Source organism: Bacillus sp. TE8-1 (assembly GCF_008368855.1).
Lineage (GTDB): Bacteria > Bacillota > Bacilli > Bacillales > Bacillaceae_G > Bacillus_A > Bacillus_A cereus.
This window is the reverse complement of the sequence record NZ_QPET01000005.1, coordinates 95,511-110,128: the sequence shown is the minus strand read 5'-3', so window position 1 is coordinate 110,128 and position 14,618 is coordinate 95,511. Positions and strand designations below refer to the sequence as shown.

Below are 14,618 nucleotides of genomic sequence, written 5' to 3'. Positions count from 1 at the left end.
ATTATTTATGTTTCTTCACTATTTATTTAATTCCATTGCAACTTGTTTACCATTCACTAAAACCTCAGTTACTGCTACGATCACTTCTATCATTTTTTTCATCTCTCATCTCTCCTCGTTTCATTTCTTACTTTAAGTATAAGAGAAGAGAGATAATTCAACTATCGAAGTACATGACGTAGAAATTACATTGTTGTAAGAAAGTGGTTTATTTTTGTCACTTTACTCAGCAGTGATTACAAACTGATCATAATATTTTTCATTCACATATATATTTAATAACCATAATCCAGATGAAGGTAGTGACATAGTGAGAGGGAGTTCGTTTGTAGTAGAATCGATTGTATTTGAAGTAGTCCAAGTTTGTTTGGAAGTTTCTTTTTGAAAGAGTACTTGTGTCGGAGTTACAGATCCTTGTTTTAGCGCAATAATAGACAATTTTCCAGTTGGTATTTCAGAATCTAGAAAGTGCCACATTATTTCATTTTGTTCATTTGCGATAATAGGACTATCAGCCATTGCGACTTTACCCTCGATGCCTTTTAAAGGCATTTTTCCTTCTACGAAAGAAGGTGTTTCTTCCCAATTTACATCTTTTAAAACACTAAGGTGAAAGAAGGAAGGTGCGTTCACTTGAGTGGATGACGTTGCTATTACGTCTTTTTTTTGTTCTTTTGAATCCGGTTGCGTTTGTGTGCATCCGGTGATGAGGAAGGAGAGAAGTAGCATAGTTCCGATTTTTTTCATGGTGCCACACTCCTAGTTTTTATTGTTAGTGTAATTGTATTTGCTAGAAGGCGGGACAATTCCTTTAAAGTATAAAAAGAGGTCGTAAGTTTTGTACGACCTCTTTTGACATTTTTTATCCCGTAAAAGCCCGATTGGTGTAGGTTAATAATTAGTGGGAGATAGCCCCACTAATTAAAGTTTCACTTTATACTTGCTCAGTTGTATAGGTTGGTTCGGTTTCTTTTTGAGGCATCGTCAAAAAAATAACGGACAGAACGATACATATGCCGCCTAATAATTGATATGTTCCAAAAGATTCATTTAGCCAAGTGATTGAAAAGATGGCAGCTACAAGGGGTTCAATGCTAGATAAAATGCTTGTTTCTGTTGCTGCTAAATATTTAAGACTACCGATATATAGAAGGAAAGAAAGGGTACCACTAATAATGATAAGAATAAGCATAGAAAAAGTTTTTAGTGTAAGAGTTTGTGAAAATTGATTCCACCCGAATGAACGATTATAAATAAGTAGTGCAATTCCTCCGATTAACATCCCCCAACCAATTACTACAGTTGTCCCGCATTCTTTAATGAGAGAAGCCGGATGAAGGGTATAAAATGCAAATCCGATTGCTGTTAATAGTCCAAAAATAATAGCTTCTTTGGATAAAACAATATTTTCAATTGAGCCATTTGTAATAATAAAGTATGTTCCTATTAGCGCGGCTATAATTGCGAATAGTTGCATGGAAGCAGGGAATTTTCTTTGTTCAAATGCAACATACATGGTAATAAGAACAGGACCTAGAAATTGAAATAGCGTTGCTGTGACTGCATTACTAATATGAACCGTTTCGATAAAGGCGTATTGCGCACCGAGCATGCCGAGAATAGAGAAAATAATAAGTTGTATAGAATATCTAGGGTGTTTCCAAATTTGAAATATGTTTTGTTTCTTTATAAGTAAGAAAGACAAAATAAATATTCCTGCAAGCAACAATCGAATTGTTAAAAAATCAATTGAGGATACATTAGTATGTTGAAATAGCCACTGAATCATTGGACCAGATAATCCCCATAATGTAGCCCCTGTAATAATCATAATGAGTCCGATACGTCTACCATTGTTCATTATCATGTTTCTCCTCTCCAGTATTTGATTTTTTATGTGTGACATGATAAAAGGAATTATATATAACTTCTGGTACTGTAAAAAGTATCAGATTTTAGTTTTATTAAGGGGTCAGATATTATGTTAGAATTAACGCCTAATTTAAATATGAATAGTAAAAAGGCATTGTATGTGCAATTGTATGAGTATATAAAAAAAGAAATTAAAGATGGATCGATTGTCCCTTTTACGAAATTACCGGCTAAGCGAAAGTTAGCGATACATTTACAAGTAAGTAAAAATACAGTAGAGGCAGCGTACGAACAATTACTTGCAGAAGGTTATATTGAGTCGATATCGAGAAAAGGTTATTTTGTATGCAAGATTGAGCAAATGGTTCATATAGAGGATAGCGGAGATAGAATAGAAGAAGTACCGTTTCAGGAGAAGAGTTATAAATTTGATTTTACACAAACAGGAATTGATACAAATGCTTTTCCATTCAATATGTATCGGAAAATTGTAAATGAAATATGGCAGCCGCATAATAACGAACTTCTCTTTCTAGGACACCCTCAAGGAGAAGCGAGCTTAAGAGAAGAGATTACGAATTATTTGTATGAATCTAGAGGTGTACGTTGTTCAGCTAGTCAAATTGTATTAGGAGCGGGAACACAAATATTAGTGAAACTATTGTTTCAATTGTTAAAGGGAAGCAATTATGCAGTTGAAAACCCAGGGTATCATAGAAAGATGGTTGTTTTTGAACAGGGAGAAGCAAGAGTCCAAATGTTATCTTTAGATAGAGATGGAATTTGTATTGCAGATTTAGAAAATAGCAATGCGAATGTTGTATTTGTTACACCTTCCCATCAGTTTCCGTATGGAATGATTATGCCTATTACGAGAAGGATGCAGCTTTTACAATGGGCCAAGAAAGAAGAGAGCAGGTATATTATTGAAGATGATTATGATAGTGAATTTCGCTATTCTGGAAAGCCTATACCGGCGCTGCAAGGGTTAGATACAGAGGGGAAAGTTATTTATATGGGGACGCTATCTAAAGCATTATTACCATCGCTACGGATGAGCTATATGGTGTTGCCGAAGAAATTAATTAAAAAGTATCAACAGCAATATTTATTTTATACACAAAGTGTTTCAAGAATGGACCAAGAAGTGATTAGAAGATTTTTAAATGAAGGCTATTGGGAAAAACATATTCATAAAATGCGTGTCGTCTACCGAAAGAAGAGAGATCGACTTGTTTTTGAAATAGAGAAGTATTTCTCTAATCGTGTTGAAGTGATAGGAGAAGATTCGGGATTACACATTTTATTAAAATTGCATAATGGAATGCGGGAAGAAGAATTAATTCAAGAAGCTGCGAAACATAGTATCAAAATATATCCTGTGTCTACGTACTATAAAGACGGTACGGCGCCTGAGAATGTAGTTTTACTTGGGTTTGCGATATTATCAGAGGGCGAGATTGCGAAAGCGATTCAATTATTACACACGGCATGGTTTACAAGAAAGTAAAAAACATCCTCCAAACATGAGGATGTTTTTTATTATTTATTTTCATCTAAGAATAAGACCATATGCTCTTCGTCCCAATATTGTCCGTTATATTTTAATGAACGTTCTTGTACACCGAATGTTTTAAAACCTAATGATTCATAAAGTTTTTTCGCTCCATCGTTGCCAACAACAACATCAAGCATAACTTGTTCTACTTCTAAAGATTTAGCAAGCTCAAGACATTCTTTAATAAGTGCTTTTCCTGCTCCAAGTCCGCGTGCTTTTGGAGATACATATACAGAACCGATTTTAGCTTTATGTTCTTGTTTTACATATGGTTTCGTTTCCAGTGTTGCAACCCCGATTAATTTTCCATCTTTAAATGCACCTAGCGTATAGTTTTCGTCTTGTGCTAATTTTTGTGCTTTATATTCAATCGCACACTCTTTATTAATAATATCTTCATAAGAAGAGCTGAATGCTTCAGGGTTTTGCTTTAATCCTTCTACGCGAAGTTCTAAGTAAATTTCTGCTTCGTCTTTTGTTAATACATGGATATCCAATTATATCACCCTCCAAATCTTTGCAAATGTACCTTTATTTTATATTGAAATAAGAATAATTTCAAAAGCTTAGCTTATATGAGCTGTTGTTATGAACAAAATAACACCAGTAGTGTTTACTACTACTGGTGTTTTCACACGCATATTATTCAAAAGGTAGCTCGATTATAAAGTTTGTTCCCGCTCCTAATTGGCTTGTTACTAGAATAGAACCGTTATGCAATTCTACAATTTCTTTTGCAACAGCTAGCCCGATGCCTTTTCCGCCTGTAGCTCGTGTTCTAGATTTATCAACACGATAAAAACGGTCAAAAATATGCGGGATATCTTCTTCAGGAATACCTTCACCTTCATCTTGTACACTTATTGTAAAAGAATCTGTTTCCATGAGTACACGTATCGTAATAGATGTGTTTTCTGGCGAATGTTGATAAGCGTTGTGTAATAAATTTAACATAACTTGTTCCATACGTCTTTCGTCTATGCAAACTTCTAAATCATCTTTGCAATATACATGAAGTTGCATTTGCTTATTTGTTAATGTTGTTTTTGTTTTTTCAACCATTCGTTCTAAAAATGGCTGAAGAAGCACTTTTTGTTTTTTTATAACAAATTGGTGTTGTTCTAATTGTACAAGCATAAATAAATCTTGGACGAGATCGGTTACACTATCCGTTTCATCCTCAATAATTTGTAAGTATTCTTCTCGCTCCTCTTTTGTTAAAGAGTCTCTCTTTGCTACCTTCGCATAACCTTTCATATAGGTCAATGGAGTTAATAGTTCATGAGCGACACTAGCGAGAAATTCATTGCGCTCTTTTTTCATATACGTAAGTTCACTCGATAAATCTTCAATTGTTTTTGCTAAACTTCCAAGTTCATCATTTCGTTTAATACCTAATTGAATTGGCTTGTTTAATTTTGACATTTTTTCTGTCGCTCTCTTCATTTTTACAAGTGGTTCTGTAATAACGCGTGAAAAAACAAAGACAGAAATTGTTGTTAAAATAATTGTTAAAACGCTAATGATAAGAAATTGGTTCATGAGTTTAAGTAACATATTTTCTAGGAAAGATGTTTTTAATAACATATATAGCTTTCCTTGAAACTTTGTTGTGTTAAGTGGGCTTACTGTTGTGATGAACTTTGATTTTTTCCAGTTCCTTTCAACGACCAATCCGCCGTCTGGGACAGTTTCTGTTTTACAAGTAAGTTGTTTTTGCATATCTTTTGTTACGGGTTCTGAGGTGGAAATAATTTTGCCGTTATGGTCAGTAATAATGATAGCTATATCGGAGTTAGAAATTGATTCCGATTCAACTAAGTGTGCAGCCTCATTCGTAATATCGAACTCAGGGTACACAGGACGTTTAGGATTTTTATTATGTTCAGCGTGTTTCATTTCTTTATAATATTCATCCCGTCTCTCGCGGCTTTTAATTTTTTTACTATAGCGATTACCTTTCTCTAAAAGAGCATCTGTTTCCTCTACAATACGCATTTTTGAAAGGCTTTTATAAAAAGATACGAAGGCAATTGTTTCAATACATAAAGCTAATATTAAAAAGTATGTCCCAATTTTAAGGGAAAGTTTACTCATTTTTTCACCATACCTTATTCATAATAAAGAGTCAGTGGTATACGATTTCCCACTGACCGAAGTAATTATTCACTTTTCCATTTATATCCGACTTTATAGACCGTTTCTAGGTAATCTTCAATAGGAAATCCTTTTTTGCGTAGTTTATCACGGATATTACGAATGTGTGAATCAATTGTTCTATATTCGATATCTGTTTCATAGCCCCAAATTTTTTCGATTAAATCATCTCGGCTATAAGCACGGTTTGTATTTTGTAAAAATAGTCCGAGTAACGAAAATTCGATAGGAGTTAATGAGATTTTTTCATCATAAACTGTGACAGTATGTTTCGTTTTATCCCACTCAATACCATTGAAACTAACAAAGCCATCTTTTTTTGTACGGCGTAATATAGCCTCGATTCGTGCGACTAATACATGCTCATCAAATGGTTTTGTAATATAATCATCTGCGCCCATCGTGAGGCCTTTCACCATATCGTAGTTTTGGTTGCGAGCTGTTAACATAATGATAGGAACGTTGGAAATTTGACGAATTTGATAGCAAGTATCCCATCCATCCATACTTGGCATCATAACATCTAATAAAATAATATCGAATTCTTTTTGTTCGATTAATTTTAGTGCTTCAAGGCCAGAGGTAGCTTTCATACAAAAATAGCCGCGAGGGCTTAAGAACAGATCTAATAATCGTAACATACGTTCTTCATCGTCTACTAATAAAATTTTTACCATAATCTTGTGCACCCCAAACTGTTCATTCTACTTGTATAGTTTACATGAAAATAATAAAAAACTCTTTTTATGTGATTGAATGGAGGGCTGATTTTTTCGCTCAGAGTAATTGACATAAAAAATGCACTAGTTTTGCACAACTATTTTTTATAATAGAAAACGTAGCGACACAAAATACCCTATGTTGCGACATAACGTCATGTCATTTTATTTATAAAATGACAATTCCATTCTATTGTGTATGTGAGATAGAGAGGGTTTTCGTATTCACCTCGCATCGGATAAGAAAAATTTCCTATCTCACACTTTTTTTAAAAGGAGATCATACACATGAATTCAAAAGAAGAAATTTCAAAAAAAGAAAAGCAAGATCGTAATACGGTTGTCATGTGCGTTGCCGTATCTATGGTTATTATTATAAGTTGCGTAAATAAAATTTTGGGGATTTTATAATATAAAAAAAGCTGATTGCTTCTTAAGGAGCAATCAGCTTTTTTCATTGTTAGGGGGAGTGTTCATATAATAAACCAAGGTAAAATTGCTAACCCAGAAGTTACAATTGCTGTAGTAAATATTAAAAGCATAGCTCGTTTGTTTTGTTTCATGTCACATTCTCCTCTACATATCAAGTACATGCGATCAGCGTGGGATGTAGTTCCCCACTGAGTAAAGTTTCACTTTATATTTTTAGTATAATGAATGGAAAGGTTTGGTACGATCGATAAAGGTGACATGAAGATTACATTGTTGTAATGAAAAAAACATCTTTCTTATTAAGAAAGATGTTTTTGGAAAACTCCCCCACTGAGTAAAGTTTCACCTTATATTGAAGTATTAATCATTTAAGAACAGAACCATATGTTCCTCGTCCCAATATTGACCGTTATGTTTTAATGAACGCTCTTGTACGCCGTAAGTTTGGAAACCTAATGACTCATATAATTTTTTTGCTGCATCGTTACCAACTACAACATCGAGCATAAGTTGTTCTACATGTAATTTATCGGCATTTTCAATAATTGCTTTAATTAGAGCTCGTCCTGCTCCAAGGCCACGCGCTTTTGGGGAAACAAAAACGGAGCCAATTTTTGCTTTATGTTCTTGTTTAATGAAAGGCTTTGTTTCTAAAGTAGCGATACCAATTAAATCGTTATCTTTGAAGACCCCTAGAGTATACTTATCCGGATTGCTTAATCGTTTTGCCATAGCAGCTACAGGATCCTCATGTTTAAGAACATCTTCATAAGAAGAGCTAAAAGCTTCCGGGTTCTTCGTTAAACCTTCCATACAAACTTTTAAATATATTTCTGCGTCCTCTGTCGTTAATAAGCGAATTTCCATCGTTGTAACCTCCTTGGTCGATTTTAAATAAAATAAATCCATTGCTTTTATAAGAATGTGTATGCGTTTTGTTAGAAGTCTCTTTTAATTTGTAAAAGAATGAAAAGATATATGCTACAATGTTTTGTTTTAATTATGTAATGAAATTATATATTAACTTTATTAACTATTCAAGTGTTTAATATGTTACATTTTTATAACTAAAATAACTCCTCGATTGAGGAGTTATTTTTTAAACATTGGATTGATAGCCATCAATTCGTGTTGGATGTGTGTAAATATTACAAGAGTCATTTCTAATAAACCCTACGACTGTAATGCCTAAATCATGGGCAAGTTGCAATGCTAGTTTTGTTGGGGCAGATTTAGATAGAACAATTTCACATCCGATTTTTGAAACTTTGAGTAAAATTTCAGATGAAATACGTCCGCTAAATGCGATAATTTTTCCTTTAACAGATATATCATTGCGTAAACAATGACCGTATATTTTGTCTAATGCATTATGTCTTCCGATATCCATTCTTGATAGAAGGATATTATTTCGATCACATAGCGCGGTATTGTGAACACCACCAGTTTGGCGAAAGGTAGTGGAAGATTGTTGTAAAGTATTCATTAAGTAAAAACATTCTTCAGGAGTAATTTTTACATGTATATCATGTAAGTCTTTTGCTTTTGCTGCGTCGTTTACGAAAATAAAACCTTGTCTACCTTTTCCGCAGCAAGAAGTGACGTATCGTTTATTATATAAAGTTTGATAGAGCGGATTCACTTTTGATGATTTTACATGGACAATTCCGTTATCTTTTTGAACCCATAGTTCTTCAACATCGTTATAGGAAGAAATAATCCCCTCAGAAATTAAAAAACCAATTACCATATCTTCAATATAATTTGGTGTGCATACGACTGTTACATATTCTTCACCATTCAATTTAATAGTAATAGGAGATTCTGTAACAATCTCATCCGGTTGTTTTGAAAATGTACCAGATTGATAACGTACAATTGTATAAGTCTCTTGCGTAGGCCCCATATTTAATTCCCCTTTTATATGTATTTCTCTCCCACATTTATCATAAAACAATGGGAAAAATAAAAACACCTATTAACAAGAAGATCACAGATTATTTTGGTTATTATTGTATATGTACGATATAATAGAACTGTAGAATAGTGATATTTTCAAGCTTTCGTAGTTATACCTTATAACATCTAGAATCGACTTCATAAGAAAGTATTTGGGTAGAGCGTTTCAAAAATATGTACAGTAATGCGATTTTGAAAACGGATTCATGATTGTGTTGTACAGTTGGTTGTAAGGAGAGGGGAAACTATGGCAGAACAGACAGTCCGTGTAACCGTCGATGGTAAAGAATTTTCTGCATCAGGTGAAAAGACGATACTACAATTATTTAACGAGAGTAATTTGGAACATCCTCAAATTTGTCATGTACCAGAAGTAGATCCAATTCAAACTTGTGATACGTGTATTGTAGAAGTAAATGGAAAGTTATTGCGTGCTTGTTCAACGAAATTAGAGAACGGTATGCATATCGAAAGACAGTCCCAGCGTGCAAAAGAGGCACAGACTGAGGCAATGGATCGAATATTAGAGAATCATCTACTGTATTGTACCGTTTGTGATAACAATAATGGTAACTGTAAAGTCCACAATACAGTACATATGATGGGAATTGAGGAACAGAAATATCCGTATGAGCCAAAAGTAAGTGCGTGTGAAGTGGATATGTCACATCCGTTTTATCGATATGATCCAAATCAATGTATTGCTTGTGGACAGTGTGTAGAAGTATGTCAAAACTTACAAGTGAATGAAACTATATCGATTGATTGGAGCTTAGACCGTCCACGTGTTATATGGGACAATGGTGTAAGTATAAATGACTCATCTTGTGTAAGTTGCGGGCAATGTGTAACAGTATGTCCATGTAATGCGTTGATGGAGAAATCAATGTTAGGTGAAGCTGGATTCATGACAGGATTGAAACCGGATGTGTTAGATCCGATGATTGATTTTGTAAAGGATGTAGAGCCGGGATATAGTAGTATTTTAGCAGTTTCAGAAGTAGAGGCTGCGATGCGTAAGACGAAAGTGAATAAAACAAAAACAGTTTGTACATTTTGTGGTGTAGGTTGTTCATTTGAAGTATGGACGAAAGACCGCCACATTTTGAAAGTGCAGCCTGTTTCAGATGCGCCGGTTAACGGTATTTCAACATGTGTAAAAGGCAAATTTGGATGGGATTTTGTAAACAGTGAAGATCGTATTACAAAGCCATTAATTCGCCAAGGAGATATGTTTGTTGAAGCTTCATGGGAAGAGGCTCTTGAAGTTGTTGCATCCAATATGCAGCATATTAAATCGGAATATGGAAGTGATGCATTTGGGTTTATTTCTTCTTCGAAAGTAACGAATGAAGAAAATTATCTTATGCAAAAACTAGCCCGTCAAATATATGGAACGAATAATGTAGACAACTGTTCCCGTTATTGTCAATCTCCAGCAACAGACGGTTTATTTAAAACTGTCGGTATGGGCGGGGACGCTGGAACAGTGAAAGATATTGCGGAAGCAGGCCTTGTCATTATCGTTGGAGCAAATCCGACAGAAGGACATCCTGTACTTGCAACGCGTGTAAAACGTGCTCATAAATTACATGACCAAAAATTAATTGTGGCGGATCTTCGTAAACATGAAATGGCAGAGCGTGCGGATTTATTCATTCATCCGCGCCAAGGAACTGATTACGTATGGCTCGCTGGTATTACGAAATATATTATTGATCAAGATTGGCACGATAAAAAGTTCATAGCTGAAAATGTGAAGAATTTTGATGAATATAGCAAAATGGTAGAAAAGTATACGCTTGATTATACAGAAGAAATTACGGGGATTTCGAAAGAAAATCTGAAAGAAATGGCACGTATGGTATATGAAGCAGATGGTACTTGTGTACTTTGGGGAATGGGTGTAACTCAAAATACTGGAGGAAGTACAACTTCAGCAGCAATTTCAAATCTATTGCTTGTTACGGGTAACTATCGTCGTCCTGGTGCAGGAGCATACCCATTACGCGGACATAATAACGTACAAGGCGCTTGTGATATGGCAACATTACCAAACTGGCTTCCAGGTTACCAAGCGGTTTCAGATGATGTGCTTCGTGCGAAATTTGAAAAAGCATACGGTACTACAATTCCGAAAGCACCAGGCTTAAATAATATTGCAATGTTACTGGCAGCAGATGAAGGAAAACTGCGTGGTATGTATGTTATGGGTGAAGAAATGGCTTTAGTAGATTCGAATGCCAACCATGTACAACATATTTTAGCGAATTTAGATTTCCTTGTTGTTCAAGATATGTTCTTATCGAAAACAGCTCGTTTTGCTGATGTTATTTTACCGGCAGCACCAAGCTTAGAAAAAGAGGGAACATTTACGAATACAGAGCGCCGTATTCAAAGATTATATGAAGTATTGAAGCCGCTTGGTGATTCAAAGCCAGACTGGTGGATTTTACAAAAAGTAGCTCGTGCGCTTGGCGGGGACTGGAATTATGAAAGTCCAAGTGAAATCATGGATGAAATTGCATCGCTTGCACCTTTATATTCTCAGGCAACATACGATCGTTTAGAAGGATGGAATAGTTTATGTTGGGGTAGCCATGATGGTAGCGATACACCGCTATTATATGTGGACGGATTTAACTTCCCGGATAAACTAGCTCGTCTATCATTAGATGAATGGGTACCACCAGTTGTAGCGCCAGATGAGTATGATTTACTTTTAAATAATGGTCGTATGTTAGAACATTTCCACGAAGGGAATATGACGAATAAATCGGCTGGTATTTTATCTAAAGTATCTGAAGTGTTCGTTGAAATCTCGCCTGAACTTGCCCTAGAGCGCAATGTGAAAGATGGTGGCCTTGTAGAATTAGCATCACCATTTGGGAAAATTAAAGTACAGGCACTTGTTACAGATCGTGTAACGGGGAAAGAGCTATATTTACCGATGCATGCAACGGTAAATGAAGAGGCAATCAATATTTTAACTGGAACGGCGACAGATCTTTATACGTGTACACCAGCGTACAAACAAACAATGGTAAAGATGCGTGTATTACGTGAAAAAGGGAATCGTCCGTTACCATCTTCAAACCCGAGAGATAAAAAGCGTAATCCGCAAAACGGTGTTGAAATCGAGCGGAAATGGCAAAGAAAACAATACGTATCACTTGTGGACTAGGGGGCGGAGATAGTGGCGAAAGAAATTACTGTAATTAAAAAGAAAGTTGTAACAGAGGAAGAACAGAAACAGCAAGTAGCAGATGAACTTCTAAATGAGCTATCTAATAATCGTGAAGCAGTAGAAGAAACAATGCAGCTTTTAGCACAGTTGCAGAAGGCTGGTATATTAGATGCGGCAATTAGTTTACTTGCTGCGAAGGAAGATGTTTCAAAAATCGCTGTGGAGCAACTAAATCGTGAACCAGTTAAAAATGCACTCAACAATATGATGGGGGCAGGAGAAGCGTTATCTTCAGTTGACCCAGAAATAACGAAGCAAATTACGTCAAGTTTAGTTACAGGATTGCAATTTGCAACAGATGAATTAAATAGTGGTAAAAAAACAAAAGTGATGGATTTCTTTAAAGTATTAAAAGATCCAGATATCAATAGAGCTATTACATTCGGTTTTAGCTTCTTGAAAGCATTTGGACAAGGGCTAGAGAAAAAATAGAATAAATGAAAAAGTGATGGGAAGTAGCCATCACTTTTTTCATTATATGTATAAGAGTGTTCATGTTAAGCGGAATATATTATTATTAAAAAGATGGATTAGGACTGGAAATATGGAATCCATCTCAAATACCGTTTTAGAATTTGGAGGAATATATGCAACACCGTAAAAAACTATCTATACCAGGAGTAATGAGACATTCCTTTCAAACAGTTAAATTTGCTTTTTGGAATGTATTAACTTTTCAACTTGCTTATAAATTATTAGCAGCGATTGTGTTTGTTCCACTATTTGGAATTATTTTTAATAAGTTATTGTATTTTGGTGGTTATGCAAATGCGACAAATGATGAATTATTAGCGTTTTTAAAGACGCCTTATGGCATCTTAGCAATCGTAATTTTATCATTGTTAGCACTGTTTCTTATCTTTACAGAATTTGCGGTGCTTATTATTATTTCGTATTTCGCTCATAAAAGACAGAAGGTGAAATTACGTCCGATTTTATATAAAACGGTAACGTATTTACCTACTCTTTTCACATATTGCTTACCAGGATTTATTTTATATGCTGTCGTATTGTTGCCTCTTTTAAATATGGGATATGAAACGGCATTAATCCCGCAAATTCAAATTCCTAACTTTATTACAGGAGAACTGTTTAAGACAACGATGGGACAAGTTGGTTATTACACGTTCTTTGCTGTAGTCGCGTATTTGAATCTTCGATGGATTTTCGTTCTACCTATTGTTGTTTTAGAGCAAAAACCATTTCGCGTGGCAGCACGTAAAAGTGCAACTTTAGTAAAGGAAAGCTTTTTTAAAGTACTATTCTTTTTAGTAGGATTTTTTATCTCAATTGGAATTGTATATGTCGTGTTTTTGGGAATGTATTTATTGTGCCTATGGGGTGTTTATGAATTTACAAACCCGAAAGGAACATTTGCATTATTAGCTGAATCAACGATTTCTGTATTTTTAACGAGTACATTGTATTTATTCAGCTTTATCGTGACGCCATTTTATATTATGGCGATTACGCGATTATACTTACAAAAGGTTCCAGTTGAGGATGTTTTATTAGAAGAAGGATTAGATTATTCGAAAACGAAAGCAGATAAATGTTTCTTCCAAAAACATCGTTGGAAATTCATTGGCGTATACATTGTAGGAATTATTACTGCGGGAATGGTCGTTGCCTTCATTGTAACGTTTATTTCAAATTCGTATAAAGAACCGATTATTATGGCGCACCGCGGGTATATATCAAAAGGCGTAGAAAATACGAAAGAAGCTGTGCAAGGTGCTATTGATGCAAAAGCAGACTACGCTGAAATAGATGTATTACAAACGAAAGACGGTGAACTAGCGGTTATACATGATTTGAAGCTGAAACGTCTCGCAAATGCCAATGTGCATGTGTCAGATTTAACGATGGCGGAGTTAAGGCAGCTTACCCTTAGTCAAGATGGACTTTCAGGACAAATAAGTACACTTGATGAAATCATTAAGCTAGCAAATGGCAAAATCAAACTTAATATAGAAGTGAAGCTTCATGGGGGCGAAAAAGATTTTGTAAACAAAGTCTTAAAAACGATTAAAGATAATGAATTTGAGAAGCAATGTGTAATTCAAACGTTACACTATCCACTTATTAAAGAGTTTAAGCGTGCAAATCCAGATATAAAAGTAGGGTATATACTGTATGCAAGTAGAGCTAACTTAAAGAATGTGAAGGCTGATTTTTACGTAGCAGAAGAATATATGTTAAATAAGAAATTAGTAAAAGAAGCAAGGAAGTTAAACAAACCAATTTACGTATGGACAGTAAATGATATGGAAAATTTAAAGGCATATTATAAGTTAAACGTAGATGGTATTATAACCGATTACCCTGAAGATGCACGTGAAACAATTAAGATGTTAAAAGAGCAAGAAGCGGAAGAAAGTGATCTGTTTGATAAAATTACTGAAACGACAGATGATTTATTTTCTAAGTTATTTATAAGTTACCCAGCTGCTAGCTAAATGCTAGCAGCTGTTTTTTTTGTGAAAAGAATATATCTCTAAAGTATTGAGTAAAGTAATAACTGTATATGTATACGTTATCGCTTAGGTTTCTTACATTGTTACATTATTGTCAAATAATAAATGATTGCTGTTTATTTTGAAGCAGTATAATAAAAATAGAGTGAAAGATAATGGAATGACACGAAACCCCTAATAGAATCAATGTTTTATAT

The 14,618-nt window shown here is 34.7% G+C and carries 12 protein-coding genes; 5 read left to right on the top strand and 7 right to left on the bottom strand.

Annotated elements, in window-relative coordinates:
* Positions 1-222: 222 nt before the first annotated feature.
* Entirely contained in the window at positions 223-747 is a 525-nt protein-coding gene (locus DN404_RS05605) for a DUF4871 domain-containing protein (protein WP_000719692.1), read from the bottom strand.
* A 187-nt stretch (positions 748-934) separates the two neighbouring features.
* Positions 935-1,861, bottom strand: a complete 927-nt coding sequence (locus tag DN404_RS05600; RefSeq protein WP_149214809.1) for a DMT family transporter — start codon at positions 1,859-1,861, stop codon at positions 935-937.
* A 120-nt stretch (positions 1,862-1,981) separates the two neighbouring features.
* Between DN404_RS05600 and pdxR the strand changes: the two genes are divergently transcribed.
* Entirely contained in the window at positions 1,982-3,382 is a 1,401-nt protein-coding gene (pdxR, locus tag DN404_RS05595) for a MocR-like pyridoxine biosynthesis transcription factor PdxR (RefSeq protein ID WP_149214808.1), read from the top strand.
* A gap of 32 nt (positions 3,383-3,414) precedes the next feature.
* Here pdxR and DN404_RS05590 read toward each other — a convergent pair whose 3' ends face one another.
* From DN404_RS05590 to DN404_RS05580, 3 genes are all read right to left on the bottom strand, one after another.
* Complete coding sequence (locus DN404_RS05590) at positions 3,415-3,927, bottom strand: GNAT family N-acetyltransferase (protein ID WP_000351212.1); 513 nt, start codon at positions 3,925-3,927, stop codon at positions 3,415-3,417.
* A gap of 145 nt (positions 3,928-4,072) precedes the next feature.
* Positions 4,073-5,527 (bottom strand): HAMP domain-containing sensor histidine kinase, encoded by a 1,455-nt coding sequence (locus tag DN404_RS05585; RefSeq protein WP_000041024.1) that lies wholly within the window; start codon positions 5,525-5,527, stop codon positions 4,073-4,075.
* A gap of 65 nt (positions 5,528-5,592) precedes the next feature.
* On the bottom strand, positions 5,593-6,264 hold the full coding sequence (locus DN404_RS05580) for a response regulator transcription factor (RefSeq protein ID WP_000238957.1): 672 nt from the start codon (positions 6,262-6,264) through the stop codon (positions 5,593-5,595).
* A gap of 330 nt (positions 6,265-6,594) precedes the next feature.
* Here DN404_RS05580 and DN404_RS30890 point away from each other — a divergent pair, with 330 nt between their 5' ends.
* Positions 6,595-6,717: a hypothetical protein gene (locus DN404_RS30890; protein ID WP_001085006.1), complete on the top strand. Its 123-nt coding sequence runs from the start codon at positions 6,595-6,597 to the stop codon at positions 6,715-6,717.
* Positions 6,718-7,098: 381 nt separating this feature from the next.
* Here DN404_RS30890 and DN404_RS05575 read toward each other — a convergent pair whose 3' ends face one another.
* Both DN404_RS05575 and fdhD read right to left on the bottom strand, forming a co-directional pair.
* Entirely contained in the window at positions 7,099-7,605 is a 507-nt protein-coding gene (locus DN404_RS05575; RefSeq protein WP_000405875.1) for a GNAT family N-acetyltransferase, read from the bottom strand.
* Between the two features lie 232 nt (positions 7,606-7,837).
* Positions 7,838-8,644 carry a formate dehydrogenase accessory sulfurtransferase FdhD gene (gene fdhD / locus DN404_RS05570; RefSeq protein WP_149214807.1) on the bottom strand — a complete coding sequence of 269 codons (807 nt, stop codon included), beginning with the start codon at positions 8,642-8,644 and terminating at the stop codon, positions 7,838-7,840.
* 300 nt (positions 8,645-8,944) lie between these two features.
* Between fdhD and fdhF the strand changes: the two genes are divergently transcribed.
* The 3 genes from fdhF (at position 8,945) to DN404_RS05555 (ending at position 14,403) form a co-directional block, all read left to right on the top strand.
* Positions 8,945-11,881: a formate dehydrogenase subunit alpha gene (gene fdhF / locus DN404_RS05565; RefSeq protein WP_006925034.1), complete on the top strand. Its 2,937-nt coding sequence runs from the start codon at positions 8,945-8,947 to the stop codon at positions 11,879-11,881.
* A gap of 12 nt (positions 11,882-11,893) precedes the next feature.
* The gene (locus DN404_RS05560; RefSeq protein WP_001040540.1) at positions 11,894-12,376 is read left to right on the top strand and encodes a helical membrane plugin domain-containing protein; all 483 of its coding nucleotides are present in this window, start codon (positions 11,894-11,896) and stop codon (positions 12,374-12,376) included.
* Between the two features lie 155 nt (positions 12,377-12,531).
* On the top strand, positions 12,532-14,403 hold the full coding sequence (locus tag DN404_RS05555) for a glycerophosphodiester phosphodiesterase (protein WP_001164717.1): 1,872 nt from the start codon (positions 12,532-12,534) through the stop codon (positions 14,401-14,403).
* The last annotated feature ends 215 nt before the right edge of the window (positions 14,404-14,618 follow it).

What these genes read in the sequence shown, in the direction of transcription:
- DN404_RS05575 (WP_000405875.1), bottom strand. Translation starts at nt 7,605, where the DNA reads ATGGAAATTCGCTTATTAACGACAGAGGACGCAGAAATATATTTAAAA.
- DN404_RS05580 (WP_000238957.1), bottom strand. Translation starts at nt 6,264, where the DNA reads ATGGTAAAAATTTTATTAGTAGACGATGAAGAACGTATGTTACGATTA.
- fdhD (WP_149214807.1), bottom strand. Translation starts at nt 8,644, where the DNA reads ATGGGGCCTACGCAAGAGACTTATACAATTGTACGTTATCAATCTGGT.
- DN404_RS05585 (WP_000041024.1), bottom strand. Translation starts at nt 5,527, where the DNA reads ATGAGTAAACTTTCCCTTAAAATTGGGACATACTTTTTAATATTAGCT.
- DN404_RS05555 (WP_001164717.1), top strand. Translation starts at nt 12,532, where the DNA reads ATGCAACACCGTAAAAAACTATCTATACCAGGAGTAATGAGACATTCC.
- DN404_RS05600 (WP_149214809.1), bottom strand. Translation starts at nt 1,861, where the DNA reads ATGAACAATGGTAGACGTATCGGACTCATTATGATTATTACAGGGGCT.
- fdhF (WP_006925034.1), top strand. Translation starts at nt 8,945, where the DNA reads ATGGCAGAACAGACAGTCCGTGTAACCGTCGATGGTAAAGAATTTTCT.
- DN404_RS30890 (WP_001085006.1), top strand. Translation starts at nt 6,595, where the DNA reads ATGAATTCAAAAGAAGAAATTTCAAAAAAAGAAAAGCAAGATCGTAAT.
- DN404_RS05605 (WP_000719692.1), bottom strand. Translation starts at nt 747, where the DNA reads ATGAAAAAAATCGGAACTATGCTACTTCTCTCCTTCCTCATCACCGGA.
- pdxR (WP_149214808.1), top strand. Translation starts at nt 1,982, where the DNA reads ATGTTAGAATTAACGCCTAATTTAAATATGAATAGTAAAAAGGCATTG.